17 protein-coding genes and 1 tRNA gene are annotated in these 16,604 nt (G+C 70.0%); 5 read left to right on the top strand and 13 right to left on the bottom strand.

Annotated features, from left to right (window positions below):
* Positions 1–2 precede the first annotated feature (2 nt).
* Positions 3–287 (bottom strand): hypothetical protein, encoded by a 285-nt coding sequence (locus FSY98_RS13145; RefSeq protein WP_260857401.1) that lies wholly within the window; start codon positions 285–287, stop codon positions 3–5.
* Between the two features lie 69 nt (positions 288–356).
* Between FSY98_RS13145 and FSY98_RS13140 the strand changes: the two genes are divergently transcribed.
* A complete protein-coding gene (locus FSY98_RS13140; RefSeq protein WP_144877108.1) occupies positions 357–743 on the top strand; it encodes a DUF4307 domain-containing protein in 387 nt (128 codons plus the stop codon).
* Between the two features lie 97 nt (positions 744–840).
* Positions 841–1,329: a transcription elongation factor GreA gene (gene greA / locus FSY98_RS13135; protein WP_144877107.1), complete on the top strand. Its 489-nt coding sequence runs from the start codon at positions 841–843 to the stop codon at positions 1,327–1,329.
* Positions 1,330–1,457: 128 nt separating this feature from the next.
* Here the strand turns inward: greA and ilvA are convergent, their stop codons facing one another.
* Both ilvA and FSY98_RS13125 read right to left on the bottom strand, forming a co-directional pair.
* Entirely contained in the window at positions 1,458–2,687 is a 1,230-nt protein-coding gene (gene ilvA, locus FSY98_RS13130; RefSeq protein ID WP_144877106.1) for a threonine ammonia-lyase, read from the bottom strand.
* A complete protein-coding gene (locus FSY98_RS13125; RefSeq protein WP_144877105.1) occupies positions 2,684–3,880 on the bottom strand; it encodes an AI-2E family transporter in 1,197 nt (398 codons plus the stop codon). Before FSY98_RS13125 ends, ilvA begins: the two co-directional genes overlap by 4 nt.
* A gap of 114 nt (positions 3,881–3,994) precedes the next feature.
* Between FSY98_RS13125 and FSY98_RS13120 the strand changes: the two genes are divergently transcribed.
* A complete protein-coding gene (locus tag FSY98_RS13120; RefSeq protein WP_144877104.1) occupies positions 3,995–5,257 on the top strand; it encodes a winged helix-turn-helix domain-containing protein in 1,263 nt (420 codons plus the stop codon).
* On the top strand, positions 5,254–5,733 hold the full coding sequence (locus FSY98_RS13115) for a hypothetical protein (protein ID WP_144877103.1): 480 nt from the start codon (positions 5,254–5,256) through the stop codon (positions 5,731–5,733). Before FSY98_RS13120 ends, FSY98_RS13115 begins: the two co-directional genes overlap by 4 nt.
* Before the next feature lie 191 nt (positions 5,734–5,924).
* Here FSY98_RS13115 and FSY98_RS13110 read toward each other — a convergent pair whose 3' ends face one another.
* The 3 genes from FSY98_RS13110 to FSY98_RS13100 all read right to left on the bottom strand — a co-directional run bounded on the left by FSY98_RS13110 (position 5,925) and on the right by FSY98_RS13100 (position 9,134).
* The gene (locus FSY98_RS13110; RefSeq protein WP_050721493.1) at positions 5,925–6,491 is read right to left on the bottom strand and encodes a LemA family protein; all 567 of its coding nucleotides are present in this window, start codon (positions 6,489–6,491) and stop codon (positions 5,925–5,927) included.
* Positions 6,492–6,576: 85 nt separating this feature from the next.
* Positions 6,577–7,890, bottom strand: a complete 1,314-nt coding sequence (locus FSY98_RS13105) for a D-arabinono-1,4-lactone oxidase (protein ID WP_144877102.1) — start codon at positions 7,888–7,890, stop codon at positions 6,577–6,579.
* Positions 7,887–9,134, bottom strand: a complete 1,248-nt coding sequence (locus FSY98_RS13100; protein WP_144877101.1) for an alanine racemase — start codon at positions 9,132–9,134, stop codon at positions 7,887–7,889. Before FSY98_RS13100 ends, FSY98_RS13105 begins: the two co-directional genes overlap by 4 nt.
* Positions 9,135–9,220: 86 nt before the next feature.
* Here FSY98_RS13100 and FSY98_RS13095 point away from each other — a divergent pair.
* A tRNA-Leu gene (locus tag FSY98_RS13095) sits at positions 9,221–9,296 on the top strand.
* An 11-nt stretch (positions 9,297–9,307) separates the two neighbouring features.
* On the opposite strand, the gene FSY98_RS13090 is transcribed toward FSY98_RS13095, so the two are convergent.
* From FSY98_RS13090 to FSY98_RS13060, 7 genes are all read right to left on the bottom strand, one after another.
* Positions 9,308–10,126 (bottom strand): cation-transporting ATPase, encoded by an 819-nt coding sequence (locus FSY98_RS13090; protein ID WP_144877100.1) that lies wholly within the window; start codon positions 10,124–10,126, stop codon positions 9,308–9,310.
* Positions 10,127–10,418: 292 nt separating this feature from the next.
* The gene (locus FSY98_RS13085; protein WP_260857400.1) at positions 10,419–12,002 is read right to left on the bottom strand and encodes an NAD(P)/FAD-dependent oxidoreductase; all 1,584 of its coding nucleotides are present in this window, start codon (positions 12,000–12,002) and stop codon (positions 10,419–10,421) included.
* A 39-nt stretch (positions 12,003–12,041) separates the two neighbouring features.
* Positions 12,042–13,331: a S8 family serine peptidase gene (locus FSY98_RS13080; RefSeq protein WP_144877098.1), complete on the bottom strand. Its 1,290-nt coding sequence runs from the start codon at positions 13,329–13,331 to the stop codon at positions 12,042–12,044.
* On the bottom strand, positions 13,328–13,867 hold the full coding sequence (locus FSY98_RS13075; RefSeq protein ID WP_144877097.1) for a DUF501 domain-containing protein: 540 nt from the start codon (positions 13,865–13,867) through the stop codon (positions 13,328–13,330). The genes FSY98_RS13080 and FSY98_RS13075 overlap by 4 nt, the downstream gene beginning before the upstream one ends.
* 61 nt (positions 13,868–13,928) lie before the next feature.
* On the bottom strand, positions 13,929–14,486 hold the full coding sequence (locus FSY98_RS13070) for a septum formation initiator family protein (RefSeq protein ID WP_260857399.1): 558 nt from the start codon (positions 14,484–14,486) through the stop codon (positions 13,929–13,931).
* Positions 14,487–14,541: 55 nt separating this feature from the next.
* A complete protein-coding gene (eno, locus tag FSY98_RS13065) occupies positions 14,542–15,822 on the bottom strand; it encodes a phosphopyruvate hydratase (RefSeq protein WP_050721500.1) in 1,281 nt (426 codons plus the stop codon).
* 99 nt (positions 15,823–15,921) lie between these two features.
* On the bottom strand, positions 15,922–16,581 hold the full coding sequence (locus FSY98_RS13060; RefSeq protein ID WP_144877096.1) for an O-methyltransferase: 660 nt from the start codon (positions 16,579–16,581) through the stop codon (positions 15,922–15,924).
* Positions 16,582–16,604 lie beyond the last annotated feature (23 nt).

Here is a 16,604-nt window from a genome sequence, read left to right as displayed (position 1 = left end):
AGTCAGCGTTTCTCGGGGTCGTCGTCGCCCTCGCGGATCTCCGGGAGATCCGCATCCGTCTCCGTCGCCTCGTCTGCGGCGCGCGCTGCCTCTTCGGCATCCAGCTCCTCGCGGACCTCTTCGCGGTAGCGCACTCGACGGATCCGGCGATTCATGTCGAGGATCAGCAGGATCACGGCGACCAGCAGGATCACGACGGCGGCGAAGCCGACGAATCCGGGGGTGACCGACTCGGGCGCCACCGTCATCGACGGCGTGGGCATCGGGGTCTCGGTCAGAGCGAGCATGGAGTCTGCCTTTCCTGCGCAGGTCGCATAACCTGGAGTTACCAGCCTAACGACCGGAAGACCCGCCCCGTGACGACCGCACAGCAGCTCGACGACCGCTATGGACGTACCCGGCGACGGAGAGCGCCGTGGATCGTTCTGATCGCCGTCGCCGCGTTGCTCGTGGGTGCCTTCGGCTGGTCGATCGTGACCGAGCAGATGAACAACGTCGACTCGGACGATCTGGGCTTCGACCTCGTCGACGAGCACACGGTCGACGTGCGCTTCCAGATCACCGGCGCGCAGGGCAAAGACGTCGTGTGCGTGGTCGAGGCGCTCGACGAGGAGTTCGGAGTGGTCGGCTGGAAGGTCGTGGAGATCCCGGCGTCAGACGCCCATGCCCAGGCCCTCTCGGCCACCGTTCCCACCGTCTCGGCGGCGACCACGGGTTTGGTGAACAGCTGCTGGGTCGCCTAGACTCTGGGGCAGACAGACGACGCCCTGGCACCGTGCCGGGGCGTCTTGGCATATCCCCCGCAGGACGTCGGCGGATACCGAATGAAGGAGCTTCGTCATGTCTACTGACGCTCAGGTTCCCTTCCTCACGCAGGAAGCCTACGACCGACTCGTCGCCGAGCTGGAGCACCTGTCGACGACGGGTCGCGAGGAGATCGCCAAGCGCATCGAGGCCGCCCGCGAAGAGGGCGACCTCAAGGAGAACGGCGGCTACCACGCCGCGAAGGACGAGCAGGGCAAGCAGGAGGCCCGCATCCGTACCCTCGAGGGTCTGCTGAAGACCGCGAAGGTCGGCGAGGCTCCGGCCAGCCGCGGCATCGTCGAACCGGGCACTGTCGTCACGGCGGTCGTCGCGGGCGGCGAAGAGGTCTTCCTGCTCGGCAGCCGCGAGATCGCCGCGGGCAGCGACCTCGACGTCTACAGCGAGGCGAGCCCGCTCGGACAGGCCATCCTCGGGCTCAAGGTCGGCGAGAAGTCGTCGTACGAGGCCCCGAACGGCCGCTCGATCTCGGTCGAGATCGTCAACGTCGAGACCTACACCGGCTGATCGGTGACACGACGAAGGCCCCGTCCGATCGGACGGGGCCTTCGTCGTGAGTGCATCCGGTCGACGCGTCCGGCCGGCACCTGAGGCGGGAATCCTGCGCGAACGGCGTCACCGGGTGTCAGCTGAGATCAGTCAGGCACGACCATCGGCAGGAAGCCCTCGCGCCGTAAGGTCTCGAGTGTGAAGTCGGAGTGCTCCGGCCCGCGCGTCTCGACGCTGAGCTCGAGGATGACGTCGCTGATCTGCAACCCGTGACCGTGTCGCGTGTGCATGGCCTCGATCACGTTGGCACCGGCTTCGGCGATGAGCTCCGACACCCGTGCCAGCTGGCCAGGACGGTCGGGCAGCGGGATGCGGATCGTGAGGTAGCGGCCCGAGGCCGCGAGGCCGTGCGACACGACGCGCTGCAGCAGCAGGGGGTCGATGTTGCCTCCGGACAGCACGGCCATCGTCGTGCCCGACGAGTGCACCTTGCCGGCGAGGATGGCCGCGACACCCGCCGCGCCTGCCGGTTCGGCGACGACCCTGGTCTGCTCGAGCAGGATGAGGATCGCTCGCGCCAGATCGTCGTCGGAGACCGTGACGACCTCGTCGACGAGGTCTTTGATGATGTCGAAGGGGATCGCTCCGGGGCGCGCGACGAGGATGCCGTCGGCGATCGTCGGGCGCGTCTCGATGTCGACGGGGCGCCCCGCCTCGAGCGAGGGCAGCATCGCGGCGGCGTTCTCGGCCTGCACGCCGACGATCCGGACCGTCCTTCCGCGCTCGGCGGCGCGCAGCTTGGCGGCCGCGGCGACGCCGGCGATCAGGCCGCCGCCGCCGATCCCGAGCACGATGGTGTCGACGTCGGGGGCGTCGTCGAGCAGCTCGAGGCCGAGCGTGCCTTGGCCGATCACGATGTCGCGATGATCGAAGGGGTGGATCAGCACCGCTCCGGTGCGCTCGGCGAACTCGGCGGCGAGCCGCAGGGAGGTCGCGACGGTCTCGCCCTCGAGGACGACGTCCGCGCCGTAGTTGCGCGTGGCGAGGAGCTTCGGCACCGGGACGCCGATCGGCATGAAGATCGTCGCGGACATGCCGAGGGCCTGGGCGGCGAGGGCCACCCCCTGCGCGTGGTTGCCGGCCGATGCGGCGACGACACCACGGGCGCGTTCCTCGGCGCTGAGCCGCGAGAGGCGGTACGCGGCTCCTCGGATCTTGAACGATCCCGTGCGCTGCAGATTCTCCATCTTGAGCAGCACGGGCGACCCGAGCACGTCGGTCAGCGCACGCGACGGCAGGGTCGGCGTGTGCATGATCACCTCAGCCAGACTCTGAGCGGCGTGCTCGAACTCGGTCAGGCTGGGGACTGCGCTCATCGATTCCTCCGTGTCCGCTCGCGCGGGACTGTGCTCCAGATCAGGTCGGCGTCCGGTTGATCGCCTGTGCGCCACGACCCGGTGCTGATGGTGACCGCGGCGACGTTCACGAACGCCGCGAGGGGCACCGCGAACAGCGCCCCGGGGATGCCGCCGACCATCGAGCCTCCGGCCACCACGAGCACCACGGCGAGCGGGTGCACCTTGACGGCCGATCCCATCATGATGGGCTGCAGGATGTGCCCCTCCAGCTGCTGCACGGCGAGGACGACTCCGAGCATCGCGAGGGCGATCCAGGGGCCGTTGTAGACGAGGGCCAGCAGCACGGCGATCGCTCCGGTGACGACGGCACCGACGATCGGGACGAACGATCCGAGGAAGACGAGGACGGCGACGGGGATGGCGAGCGGGACGCCGAGCAGAGCGGCGCCGACGCCGATGCCGACGGCGTCGATCGCGGCGACGAAGAGCTGCGTTCGCGCGTAGTTGACGAGCGTCGCGAATCCGTTGGTCGCTGCGGCGTCCGCCGCGGGGCGCGCCGCGCGCGGGAACAGGCGCAGCGTCCAGCGCCAGATCCGGCCGCCGTCGGCGAGCAGGCAGATGAGGATGAAGAGGGCGAGCACTGCGCCGGTGATGACATGCGCGGCCGTCGTGCCGACTGCGAGAGCGCCGTTGAGCAGGGTCTGCGCCTGCTCGTTGACGATCTTCAGGCCCTGGTCGATGTACCCCTGGATCTGCGCCTCGCTGAGGTGCAGCGGACCGTCGAGCAGGAACTGACGGAACTGCTCGACCGCGTCGGCGCTGCGCTTCTGCACATCGGGGAGCTGCTGACGCACCTGCCAGACGACGAGCCACATCAGCACCGAGACGATCGCGATGGTTCCGATGAGGGAGATCGCCACGGCCGCCCACCGCGGGAAGCGGTGACGCAGCATCCACTGGAACGCCGGCCACAGCAGCGCGGTGATGAGGATGCTGACCATGAGAGGGATCACGAGGAGCTTGAGCTCGATGACGATCCAGATGAACCCGGCCACCACGGCCGCGATGAGGAGCAGACGCCAGGCGTAGGCGGCGCTGATGCGCAGGCCGCGTGGAACCGCCTCGTCGGCCGCTGTCGTGACCGTGCGTTCGGTCGAGATCGGGCGCGGCCGGAAGAGGTCTCTCAGCCGCGGACGCTGCTCTTCGCTCATCGCCCAAGTCTACGGCGCCCGGCTCCGTCAGCCCGACGCGAAGAGGCAAGATGACGCGGGTCGCGGACAGCGTCGGGCCCGCCCGATGTCGGCGACCCTGGATACGCTGGCCGGGTGACCGACACACTCAGTCCCGCGCACGCGCGTCGCATCTCCCTGGCCGCGCAGGGGTTCTCGCGCGCCCGGCCGACGACCCCGTCGACGCGTCACATCCACCGGGTCATGGATCGCCTCGGCGTGCTGCAGATCGACTCGGTCAACGTGTTCGCCCGTTCGCACTACCTGCCGCTCTTCTCCCGTCTCGGCGCCTACGATCCCGCACTCCTCGACCGGATCTTCCTCTCGCGCACGACCCATTACGTGGAGTACCTCGCGCACGAGGCGACGTTCATGCCCCTCGAGGACTGGCCGCTGTGGCGTTTCCGCATGGAGAGGTTCCGCCGCCGCGGGTCCGACCCCGAGTCGTGGGCGGGCCAGAATCCCCAGACGATCGCCTGGGTCCTCGACGAGCTGCGCGCGCAGGGGCCGCTGCGCCCCGCGGATCTGCGGGCCGATGCCCCTCGCGAGCGCGGCACATGGTGGGACTGGGACGACGTGAAGCTCGCTCTGGAGCACCTGTGGCGCACGGGTGACGTGGCCATCAGCGGACGCAAGGGCTTCGAGCGGACCTACGCGCTCGCCGAGCACGTGATCCCCGACGGCATCCGCTCGCGGGAGGTCTCATACGACGACGCGATCCGTGAGCTGATCAGACGCGCGGCACGCTCCTCAGGCGTCGCGACGATGGCTGATCTCGCGGACTACTACCGCATCCGTGACCGCGCGACGATCTCCCGCGCTGTGGCCGACCTCGTCGATGAGGGCGAGCTGCTGCCCGTCCGTGTGCGCGGATGGGAGAGCGGCGGCCGCGCGCTGCCCGCCTGGCGGCACCGTGACGCCGTACTCCCCCGGCGGATCGAGGCCACCGCCCTGCTGACTCCCTTCGACCCGGTGGTGTGGTTCCGCGACCGCGCGCTCCGCGCCTTCGACCTCGACTACCGCATCGAGATCTACGTCCCCGCCGCCAAGCGGCGCTACGGCTACTACTCGCTGCCGGTGCTGGTCGGTGACCGGGTGGTCGCCCGGGTCGACCTCAAGGCCGAGAGGGCGACGTCCACCCTGCAAGTACAGTCGGCCTGGTGGGAGCCACAGGCGGATGCCGCGGCCGATGCCGAGCACATCGCGGGTGAGCTCGTGCGGGCGGCGTCCTGGCAGGGCCTCGAGCACGTCTCGGTCTCGGGCTGGGGAACCGCTGCGGACGCCCTGCACAGTGCCCTCAGCGCAGTGCCCGGGTCATCGGTGCGCCGACACGTCCACGCCAGGGAGGCGACGCCGTGACGCGGCGCGCGCGGTGGCTCTTCGGCGGCGGGGTGCTGGTGATCGTGGTCCTCGCGGTCACCGCGATCGTCTGGTCGACGGCTCCCCCGACCCCGCAGGCGTCATCGCGTCCGACCCCGTCACCGAGCGAGACGCTCGATCTGCTCGCGTCCGCACAGGCCGAACTCGACGAACACCTCGAACAGTGCACGGCGACGGGCGCGCCGAACGGCACGGTCCCGGAATCGTGCGGGATCCGCATTCCCTGGGGAGCCGAGTTCTCGACGGTGACCGACGCCCGGTTCCGCATCGAGCGGATGCCGCAGATCACCCTTTCCGACGACGGCTTCGTCGCCGAGGGCGGCGCGCTCGTCGCTACGGTCACCGGAACCGGCCAGGACGGCGCTCCGCGCACCGAGACCTATCGCACGGAGAACTGGTCTGTTCGTGGCGACGTCGACCGCACGAGAACGGGCATCGACCTCACCGTGTGGTGACGTCGATGCCCGTGACTGCGAACGCCGGAGCGAGCAGCGGAACTCAGAACCGGAGGCGACTCACCGTGTGGTGACGTCGATGCCCGTGACTGCGAACGCCGCAGCGAGCAGCGGAACTCAGAACCGGAGGCGACTCACCGTGTGGTGACGTCGATGCCCGTGACTGCGAACGCCGCAGCGAGCAGCGGAACTCAGAACTGGACGCGAGGCGGCTCGGAGATGGCGCCGCTGTCGGCGACCTCGAAGAACTCGCGCTCGGTGAAGCCGAGGCCCTTGGCGAAGAGGTTGTTCGGGAAGACCTTGATCTTGGTGTTCAGCTCGCGCACGCCGCCGTTGTAGAAACGACGAGCGGCCTGGATCTTGTCCTCGGTGTCGACGAGAGCCTGCTGCACCTGGAGGAAGTTCTGGCTCGCCTGCAATTGCGGGTATGCCTCCGCCACCGCGAACAGACTGCGCAACGCCTGCTGGAGGTGTCCCTCGGCGATGCCCGCCTCGCCCGGTCCGCTCGCCGACAGCGTCTCGGCGCGAGCCCGAGTGACGTTCTCGAACACCGCCTTCTCGTGCGAGGCGTAGCCCTTGACCGTCTCGATGAGGTTCGGGATCAGGTCGGCTCGGCGCTTGAGCTGCACGGTGATGCCGCTCCAGGCCTCGTCGACGCGGACGTTGAGCTGCACCAGCGAGTTGTACGTCGCCCACAGGTAGATGCCGACGAGCAGGATCACCCCGACGACGATCAGTACCGGCACGAGCCATTCCATCAGAGGCCCACCCTTCCTCGTGTTTGTCTCATCCTATCGGCGCAGCCTGCGCGTCGACTGGGTGCATGACGCCTGATCTCGCGCGTCAGGCCCCGAGGACGCGGTCGAGGTAGCGGTTGGCGAATCGGCGCTCAGGATCGAGGCGGTCGCGAAGCGCGACGAAGTCGTCGAACCGTGGGTACCGCTCGCGCAGCTGCTCGGCGGTCAGGGTGTGCAGCTTGCCCCAGTGCGGCCTGCCGCCGTGATCGAGCATGATCCGCTCGACGGCCCCGAAGTACTCGGTGGGGTCGGCTCGCCAGTACCGGTGCACGGCGATGTAGCCGCTCGCACGCCCGTGGGCCGTCGACAGCCAGCGGTCGTCGGCCGCCGCGAACCGCACCTCGATAGGGAACTCGATCCGCCACCCGCGCTGCGCGATCAGCGTGCGCACGGCGCGGAACGCCGGTACGACGTTCTCGGCAGGCAGCGCGTACTCCATCTCGCGGAAGCGCACGGTGCGGCTCTGAGTGAGCACGCGGTGGGACAGGTCCGTGTACTCGCGATCGCCGGTGACCTTCACCGCGAGGCGACTGAACGGCGGCGTGATCGCCGGGACGAGCTGCCCGGTGGCGCATGCGACGCGATAGACACCGTTCGACAGGAGCGTCTCGTCGATCCACTTCCCCACCCGCGGCAGCGGCTGACGCCGTGCCGATTCGGGAAGGCGGGTCTGCTGCTTGGTCAGAGCGACCTCGGTGTGCGGGAACCAGTAGAACTCGAAGTGGTCGGATGCCGCGACGCGCTGGTCGACGGTCTCGAGCACCTCGTCGAGCGCTGCCGGCCGGTCGACGGCCTGCAGCACGAACGCCGGAACGCATTGGAGAGTGACCTCGACGAGGATGCCGAGCGCCCCGAGGCCGAGCGCGACCGCGGGCAGCAGCTCGGGCTGGTGATCCTCGTCGATGCGCAGGAACTCCCCCTCCGCGGTGACGAGGGTCACTCCGACCACCTGGGTCGCGAGACCGCCGAACCCGGCGCCGGTGCCGTGGGTGCCCGTCGAGATCGCACCGGCGATCGACTGGCGGTCGATGTCGCCCAGGTTCTGCATGGCGAGGCCGTGCGACGCGAGCAGCCGCGGAATGCGATGCAGCCGCGTGCCGGCGAGGAGTGTGACGCGGCCCGTGGCGGCATCCGCCGAGACGAGCCCCTGCAGGTCGTCGAGCTCCAGAAGCACCCCGGGCGCGATCGCGATGCCCGTGAAGCTGTGCCCGGCTCCGACCGCTTTGATGCTCAGTCGTTGCGCGACGGCTGCTTTCACCGCTCGCTGGACGCCCTCGGGGCTGCGCGGGCGCTCCACGCGCAGCGGCTTCACCTGCGCGGAGCGCGCCCAGTTCTGCCAGGTGCCGCCGATCCGGGTCACAGGAACGCCTTCCCCTCGCCGCGGTAGGTGGGCAGATGGTCGACGACCTCGTCCCCCGACACCAGGTGGTAGCCGTCGATGCGCTCGGCCGGTTCGCCGCTCTTCGCGTGCCGGAACCACACACGATCGCCGACACCGAGCTGGGTGGCCTTCGCTCCCTGCAGCGGCGTCTGCACTTCCCCCGCCGCTTCTCTCGGCAGCGTACGCAGGCCGTCGGGCCAGACCGGTCGAGGCTGCCGCGAGGCGACCGCGGGGCCCGAGGCGATCCAGCCACCGCCGAGGACGGTCGCGATGTCGGCGGCGGGGCGACGGACGACATCGAACGCGAAGGCCGCCGCGGGAGCGGGCTGGAAAGACCGGTAGCCGTCGAAGAGATGACCGCCGAGGAGTCCGCTCCCCGCGCTCGCCTCGGTGAGCGATTCGTCGCTGCCGGTGAACTCGAGCGACCCCGTGCCGCCGCCGTTGAGGAACTCCAGCGGCGCGATGCCGGTGAGCGCTCCGACGATCTCGGCCCGGCGCTCGCGGAGCTCGGCGCGCGAGCGCGCCTGCATGAGGCGGATGACGGGGGCATCGATCCCGGCGTCGTCGCCCTGCCCGGCGATCTGCGCCTCGTACATCTGGAGACCGACGAGACGGAAGCCGGGGCGACGGACGATCGCCCGAGCGAATGCGGCGACCTCCCCTGCGGTGAACAGGGCAGAACGGCGCACCCCGATGTGCCCGAGAGCCGCGGAGCGGAGCGAGGCGTCGGCGTCGATCGCGACGCGGATCTCGGGGCGACGCTCCGGCGGAGCGACGCTGTCGATGAGATCGAGGTGCGCCGGATCGTCGACCATGAGCGTGACGCGCTGCACCGCCTGCTCCGACGCGAAGAGCGCGGCGAGGGCGGCGCGGTCGACCGTCGGATAGCCGATCACGATGTCATCGTGGGTCTCGGCGAGCCAGAGCGCCTCGGGCAGCGTGAACGCCAGGATGCCGCGGTAGCCGGGCAGCGCCAGCACCGCGTCGAGCACCGCGCGCACTCGCACGGACTTCGACGCCACCCGGATCGGGAGTCCACCCGCCCGCACCAGCATGTCGAAGGCGTTGTGGCGGAGCGCCCCGAGGTCGATCACGGCGACGGGCGCCGGCAGGTGCCCGGTTGCCGCCGAGAGGCGTGGCCAATACCGAGCGGGGTCGAGCCATTCGGGGGCGACCGGGGGTGCAGCGGTCGCGGGGCTCAGGTCGGCGGTGAGGTCGAGCACTCCCCCACCATACGACCTGAGCGGACTCGGATTCATCCTGTGCGGGACCGGGTCGCACCCCCCTCCGGCAGTAGGCTGGCGGTCGAGCCCCCGTAGCCCAATGGCAGAGGCAGGCGACTTAAAATCGCTTCAGTCTGGGTTCGAGTCCCAGCGGGGGCACCACCGCGTCCGGCTCAGCGGCCGAACAGCTCGCCGATGCCGGGGATGCCGAGGTCGCCGAGTCGCTGCCCCCAGTCGCTCGCGGTATCGCCGAGGCCTGAGACGGTCTCGCCCGCGGATCCCAGGACGCCCTCTGCCGCGCCGGACAACTCCTCGGCGCCGAACCCGCCCGCGATCGCCTCGAGATCGAGACCCTGCGCGAGCGCGTCGAAGTCGACCCCGAGGCTTGCTGCCTGCTCGAGCAGAGGCGCGGCGACTGCGCTGCCGATCGCCCCGACCGCCACGACGCCCAGCACTCCCACCGCCGCGCCGCCCACGACACCGGCGGCGCCGACGCCGCCGACGCGCGACAGCAGTCCGCGCATGCGCCCGGGGCGCGCCGCCTCGGTGCGCCCCGCGGCGCGCGCCAGGTCGTCGGGCGACGACGTGGCCGGGCGCTCCTCCGGAGCGAGTTCGACGGTCATCCGCTGTTGCACCTGTGCGCGCTGCGCCGGTGTCAGACGAGCGAACGCCTCGCGGTGGATCTGCTCGACGCGATGCGGGTCGGCGGTCTGCAGGAGGTAGTCGTAGCGCGCGATGGCCGCGCGGTCGGCATCCGTCCCTTTCCTCGCCCCAGCGGGTGGCGGCGCGTACCGGTTCTGCGGGGCGGACGGCGAGTGCGGATCGCGGGCGCCGGGTGGTGTGTACGACGACTGTGGCGTGCGCGGCTGTGGCGTGCACGGCTGCTGCGTGCGCGGATGCTGCGGGACGTGCGATGTCGACTTTCGATCGCCCGAGCCGTCGAGGTCAAGTGCTTTCGCGGCCATTCCGAGCAGGCGGTTCAGCTTTCCCATGGTGGCGGTTCCTTCGTGTGACGAGCGGACCGCCGAGAACCCGCAGACGAGGATCCGTGGCCGTCCGCGCTGATACGGACGCCCGGTCTCCTCCACCCTCGCGGGCCGATGGGCCGGGACACGATCTCATGTCCGTAGTGACGACGCCATCGCAGATGGGAGTACTCCCCTTGCGTGATCGACGTTACCGGTGGCGCCTATGAGCCGGATGCGAAGCGCCGGATGCCGACGCCCGCGCCGGATACGACGAACGCCCCGACTCCTCACGGGATCGGGGCGTTCTTCGAGCGGACTACTTGGCGGCAGCCGTCTCCGCCGGCGTCTCGGCAGAAGCCTTCTTCGCAGAAGCCTTCTTCGCAGCGGGCTTCTTCGCAGCGGGCTTCTTCGCTGCGGGGGCCTTCGCATCGGACGCCTCGGATGAGGGCTTCTCGGCCGGGGCGTCGTCGGTCACCGGCTCGTCGGCATCCGGGGTGCTCTCGGCCGCGGCGATCGTGGTCGCCGGCTCGGACGAGTGGGATCCGGGCAGCGCGGGAGCCTCGGGAGCCGCGGGCGCGGCCGGACGCGGACGGGCCGCGAACTCCTCGAACACGTACCGGGGGTTCTGCACCGTCTGCAGGTTCACGAGGTCGCGACCCAGCCACAGGTTGTTCCACCAGCCCCACAGCACACGCCACTTGCGCTCCCACGTCGGCATCGCGAGACCGTGGTAGCCACGGTGAGCGAGCCAGGCGATGAAGCCCTTGAGCGCGATCTTGCCGGACTGGAAGACACCGTTGTAGAGGCCGAGGCCCGCAACGGCACCGAGGTTCTTGTGGAAGTACTCCTTGGGTGCCTCGCCCCGGAGCACGGCCACGACGTTCTTCGCGAGGAGCTTCGCCTGGCGCACCGCGTGCTGTGCGTTCGGCACGCAGAAGCCGCCGACGCCGCCACCCGAGAGGTCCGGAACGGCCGAGACGTCACCGGCGGCCCAGGCGCCTTCGACGAAGGCCTCTGGCGTGCCGACGCGCAGGTCGGCACGGGTCTGGATGCGACCGCGCTCCTCCACAGGCAGGTCTCCACCGCGGACGACCGTCGGGTTCGCCATGACGCCGGCGGTCCACACGATGAGATCCGTCGGGATGACCTCGCCGGTCGAGAGCTCGACGTTGCCGTCGACAGCGCTCGTGAGCTGCGTGTCGAGGTGCACGTTCGCGCCGCGCTTGGCGAGATCCTTCAGCACCCACTCGCTCGTCTTCAGCGAGACCTCGGGCATGATGCGCCCCATCGCCTCGATGAGGTGGAAGTGCGTATCGTCGAACGTCAGCTGCGGGTACTTGCCCACGAGCGACGAGGCGAGCGAACGCAGCTCGGCGAACACCTCGATGCCCGCGAAGCCGCCACCGACGACGACGACCGTCAGGAGACGGTCGCGCTCGGGGCCGGCCGGCAGCGAAGCGGCCTTGTCGAAGTTCGACATCAGGCGGTCGCGGATGGCGACGGCCTCCTCGATGGTCTTGAGGCCGATCGCGTTGTCGGCGATGCCGGGGATCGGGAAGGTGCGCGAGACGGCACCAGCCGTCACCACGATCTGGTCGTACGCGAACTCGTACGGCTCTCCGAGCGGAGGCGTGATGGTCGCGACCTTCTCGGCGTGGTTGATGTTCGTCACCTTGGCGGTGACGACGTTCGTGCGCTTGAGGTGACGACGGTGGGCGACCACGGAGTGGCGGGCCTCGATTCCGCCGGCAGCGACCTCCGGTAGGAACGGCTGGTACGTCATGTACGGCAGCGGGTCGACCATGGTGACGTCTGCTTCACCCTTGCGAAGGTGCTTCTCGAGCTTCCACGCGGTGTAGAAGCCTGCGTAGCCTCCACCGACGATCAGAATCTTGGGCACAGTGCTGTTCTGAGGCACGGGGGGAAAACTCCTAGAGAGTCAGGAATGTGGCGTGCGAGCGCGCGCCGATCGGATGCGCCGGGCAGCAGCGGTGACGCCAAGCGCTATCAGGATACCAGGGACTGTGAGCGCGATGAGCGGCAGGGTACCGTAGCGCAGTGAATCAGCGCTGGGAAGCAGCGGTGAACCGGAGTCCGTCGGGGCGTCCGCAGCCGGCAGCGGCGGCACGGCGATCGGCGTGGCCGTGGGCTCCGGCTGGGGCACCGTCTCGGCTCGACGGTACAGCCGCACCCACTCGGCGAGGTCGCCCATCGGGTTCTCGCTGACCTTCGGGACATCGGCCGTCACCGCGGCCTGCGCGTCGATCAGCCCGTATCCGTAGAACGGGTCGGGAACGCGCCCCATGCCCTCGACCGGTATGGCGGTGCGGATGATGCGGTTGATGACGTTCGACGCGTCGAGCTCGGGGTGCGCGGAGCGGATCAGCGCGGCGATGCCCGCGACGATGGGCGCGGCGCCACTCGTGCCGCTCCACGACACGAGCTTGCCGTCGGCCGAGACGCCGAGCAGCCCCTCACTGGGCGCGGCGACGCCGATCGTGATGCCCTGGGTCGATGCCTCGACGCTCGCCGTGCCCGTCTGATCGACCCCTCCGACGGTGAGCACGCCGGGGATCGTCGCCGGCGCCCCGATGATGTCGGTGCCGCTGCCGCGGTTGCCCGCTGCGACGACCACGACCACGTCGTGCTCGAACGCGTACAGGAAGGCGTCGTCCCAACTGCGGTCCCAGTCGAGGGTGTTCGTCGTGAAGGAGAGGTTGATGATGTCGGCGCCGTTGTCGACCGCCCACCGCATCGCCTCGGCGACCTGCTCGGTGAACGGCACGGCCGCCGCGGCGCCGAACCCGACGGAGATCGACAGCAGCTTCGACTCGGGGGCGACTCCGATCATGCCCGTTCCGTCGGCCGCCCCGCGGCCGGCTGCCAGTGATGCGACCCAGGATCCGTGGTTCCCGTCCACCGCGCCGAGCGGTGTGCGCCCGTCCGGCGAGCCGGCACCGGAGACGTCGGTGCCCCCGACGACGGCGTTCTCGAACGTGCCGGGCACTTTGCCGATGCCCGTGTCGATCACGGCGATCGTGACTCCGTCACCCCGGGTCGTCTGCCACGCGTCGCGGATGCGAGCACCGTCGAGCCAGTACTCCGCGGCTCTCGTCGGATCCTGGGGGTCGTCGGCGACGGGCGGCGGCGTCGCGGCGCCGAGGAGCAGCACGGATGCCACCACCGCCGCCGCTGCGACGACACTGCGCAGCATCCGCCCCCGGCTCATGCCGATGACGCCTCGTCGCGGAGCGCCGCGCCGGGGTCCTCGCAGCGGCAGACGTCGGGCGACCAGCTGGAGCGCGCTAGCGCCTCGTCGCCGATCGGGTTGACGCCGCGCCCCGCGGCCAGGGCGTGTCCGGCGAGGGCGTGCAGGCACTTGACCCGCGTCGGCATGCCCCCGGCGGAGACTCCGGCGATCTCGGGCACTTCGCCGAATCCCGCACGGTCGGCGAGGTAGGCCCGGTGCGCGGCGAGGTACGCCGCGGCGATGTCAGCGTCGTCGGCGAGCAGCGCCGCGAGCTCGGGCATGACCTGCGTCGCCTCGAGGGTCGACATGGCCGCGGTCGCTGCGGGATGCGTCAAGTAGTAGAAGGTCGGGAACGGACTGCCGTCGGGCAGTCGCGGCGTGGTGGCGACCACGGTCGGGTTCCCGCAGGCGCACCGGGCGGCGATGCCGACGACTCCGCGGGCCTCGCGCCCGAGCTGGGCCGAGACGACGGCGATCTCGGCGGGCGTGGGGGCGGTGAAGGGCGGGGTGGTCACCCGTCAAGCGTACGGGAGCACCCGGGGAGGATGCTCTGAGCCGCGCGGGCCGCGACGCCGGTCAGCGGGCGACCGCGGCGGTGTCGCTGAGACCGGCCGAGGTGAGGGTGCGCAGCAGCTGCGGCATCCAGTCCGAGGGTTTCTCTTCCAGCGTGTCGCTCACCGGTCCCTGTTCCTGGGGCAGCGCCGCGGGGTCGAGGTCGTTGTCGATCAGGTAGACGACCTCGCCGGGCTTCACGTAGTACAGACGCTCGCGGGCCTGCGTCGTGATGTACGCCGGGTCGTTCCAGCGCTCGCGCTCCTTCTGGAGCGCGACGATCTCGTCTTCCGACACCTGGATCGAGTGTTCGAGCGCCGCGATCTTCTGTCGCTGGTCGATGAACGTGCCGAGGGTCGGCACGAGCACCCACGTGCCGAGTACGACGAGCGAGAGCATGATGACGGAGAACGCGGACAGTCGGATGCCGGAGGCCCACTCCCGCACGTCCACCCGTCGTTCACCGGCGCCGCGGCCCGCGGGGACGCGTGCCGAGCGCGGGGCGCGCGCCGAGTGCTTCTCCTCGGCGGGGAGTCGGGATGAGCCCGCAGACACCGAAGGAGGAGCCGGTCGTCGTGCCACGGCTCCTCCTCCTGGTTCAGACCTCTCGGGTCTGGTGGATCGTCTTCAGCTGCGCTCAGCCCTGGTAACGGGGGAAGGCGGAGCGGCCGGCGAACACCGCGGCGTCGCCCAGCTCCTCCTCGATGCGCAGAAGCTGATTGTACTTCGCGACGCGCTCGCTGCGAGCAGGCGCACCAGCCTTGATCTGACCCGCGTTCGTGGCGACGACGAGGTCGGCGATCGTGGTGTCCTCGGTCTCGCCGGAACGGTGCGACAGCATCGCGGTGTAGCCGGAGCGCTGCGCGAGGCTGACCGCGTCGAACGTCTCGGTCAGGGTGCCGATCTGGTTCACCTTGACGAGCAGCGAGTTGGCGACGCCGCGCTTGATGCCGTCGGCGAGGCGGCTCGGGTTCGTGACGAACAGGTCGTCGCCGACGAGCTGCACCTTGCTGCCGAGCGCATCGGTGAGGAGCTTCCAGTTGTCCCAGTCGTCCTCGGCGAGGGCGTCCTCGATCGTGACGATCGGGAAGTCGTTCACCAGGCCCTGGTAGTACTCGATCAGCTCGGGGCCGGTCCAGTCCTTGTTGTCGAGGCGGTACACACCGTCGGAGAAGAACTCGGTCGCGGCGACGTCGAGGCCGAGCGCGATGTCGGTGCCGGGCGTGAAGCCGGCCTTCTCGATCGCCTTGACCAGGAAGTCGAGGCCCTCGCGGTTGCTGGGCAGGTCGGGGGCGAAGCCGCCCTCATCGCCGAGACCGGTCGCGTAGCCGGCGGCCTTCAGCTCGCTGCGCAGCACGTGGTAGGTCTCGACACCCCAGCGCAGCGACTCGGAGTAGGTCTCCGCGCCGATCGGCGCGAGGAAGAACTCCTGCATGTCGATGCCGTTGTCGGCGTGCTCGCCACCGTTGATGACGTTGAAGAGCGGCACGGGCAGCACATGCGCGTTGGGTCCGCCGAGGTAGCGGAACAGCGGCAGGTCGGCCGAGTCGGCGGCGGCCTTCGCCACGGCGAGGCTCACGCCGAGGATGGCGTTGGCACCGGTGCGCTGCTTGTTCTCGGTGCCGTCGGTCTCGATGAGGATCTCGTCGACGATGCGCTGCTCACTCGCCTCGACGCCCTCGAGGGCCGGGCCGAGTTCGTCGATGACGGCCTCGACGGCCTTGAGCACACCCTTGCCCCCGTAGCGGCTCTTGTCGCCGTCGCGCAGCTCGTACGCCTCGAACGCGCCGGTGGATGCACCGGACGGGACGGCGGCCCGCTGGACGACGCCGTCGTCGAGGAGCACCTCCACCTCGACGGTCGGGTTTCCGCGCGAGTCGAGAATCTCGCGTGCGCCTACAGCCTCGATCAGTGCCACTGATGTGCTCCTTGTTCAGAGAGGAAGATGTGTGGAGCGTCGTCGATCCGCACCAAGTCTAGCCCGCCGACCGTCGCGCTCCACGGGTCGTGTCGCGGGTCAGACGACGATCGCGAGGGCGACACCATCCCACCCCTTGACCCCCACCGTCTGCAGCGCCGTCGCATCGAAACGGGGGTCCTCCCCCAGCATCCGCAGTCCCTCGCGCGTGCCGACGACCTTCGAGTCGGTGCTGTCGCCGCGCACGATCTCGCCCTCGCGGCCGATGTTGTCGAGCACGATCACGGTGCCCGGATGACCGAGCTTCGCCGCCCAATCGAGGTAGAGGGTGTTGGATTCCTTGTCGGCGTCGATGAACACGAGGTCGAACCCGCCGTCCAGCGTCGGCAGCACGTCGGCGCCCCGCCCTACTCGGATGTCGACGCGATCGCCGACACCGGCTGCGTCGATGCTCGCCCTCGCGACCGAGGCGTTGTCGGCCTCGGCCTCGACCGTGACGACCCGACCGTCGGGTCCGACGGCCCTCGCCATCCAGATCGTCGAGTACCCGCCGAGCGTGCCGATCTCGAGCACCCGCCGCGCCCCGCTGATGCGCACGAGCAGGTTCAGCAGCTTGCCACCGACCGGCGCGACCTCGATCTCTGGCAGTCCGGCCTCCCGCTGCGCGTCCAGCGCCGCTTCTAACTGCGGATCGTGTCCGACGAGGAGATCGGCGAGATAGGCGTCGGCCTTCGACCAGGCTGCGGGCGTGGATTCCATGCCCTCAGCCAACCGCGATGCGG

This window comes from Microbacterium sp. 1.5R (assembly GCF_007667425.1).
Taxonomy (GTDB): domain Bacteria; phylum Actinomycetota; class Actinomycetes; order Actinomycetales; family Microbacteriaceae; genus Microbacterium.
Note: the sequence above shows the minus strand (reverse complement) of the source record. Positions and strands in the feature narration are given on the sequence as shown.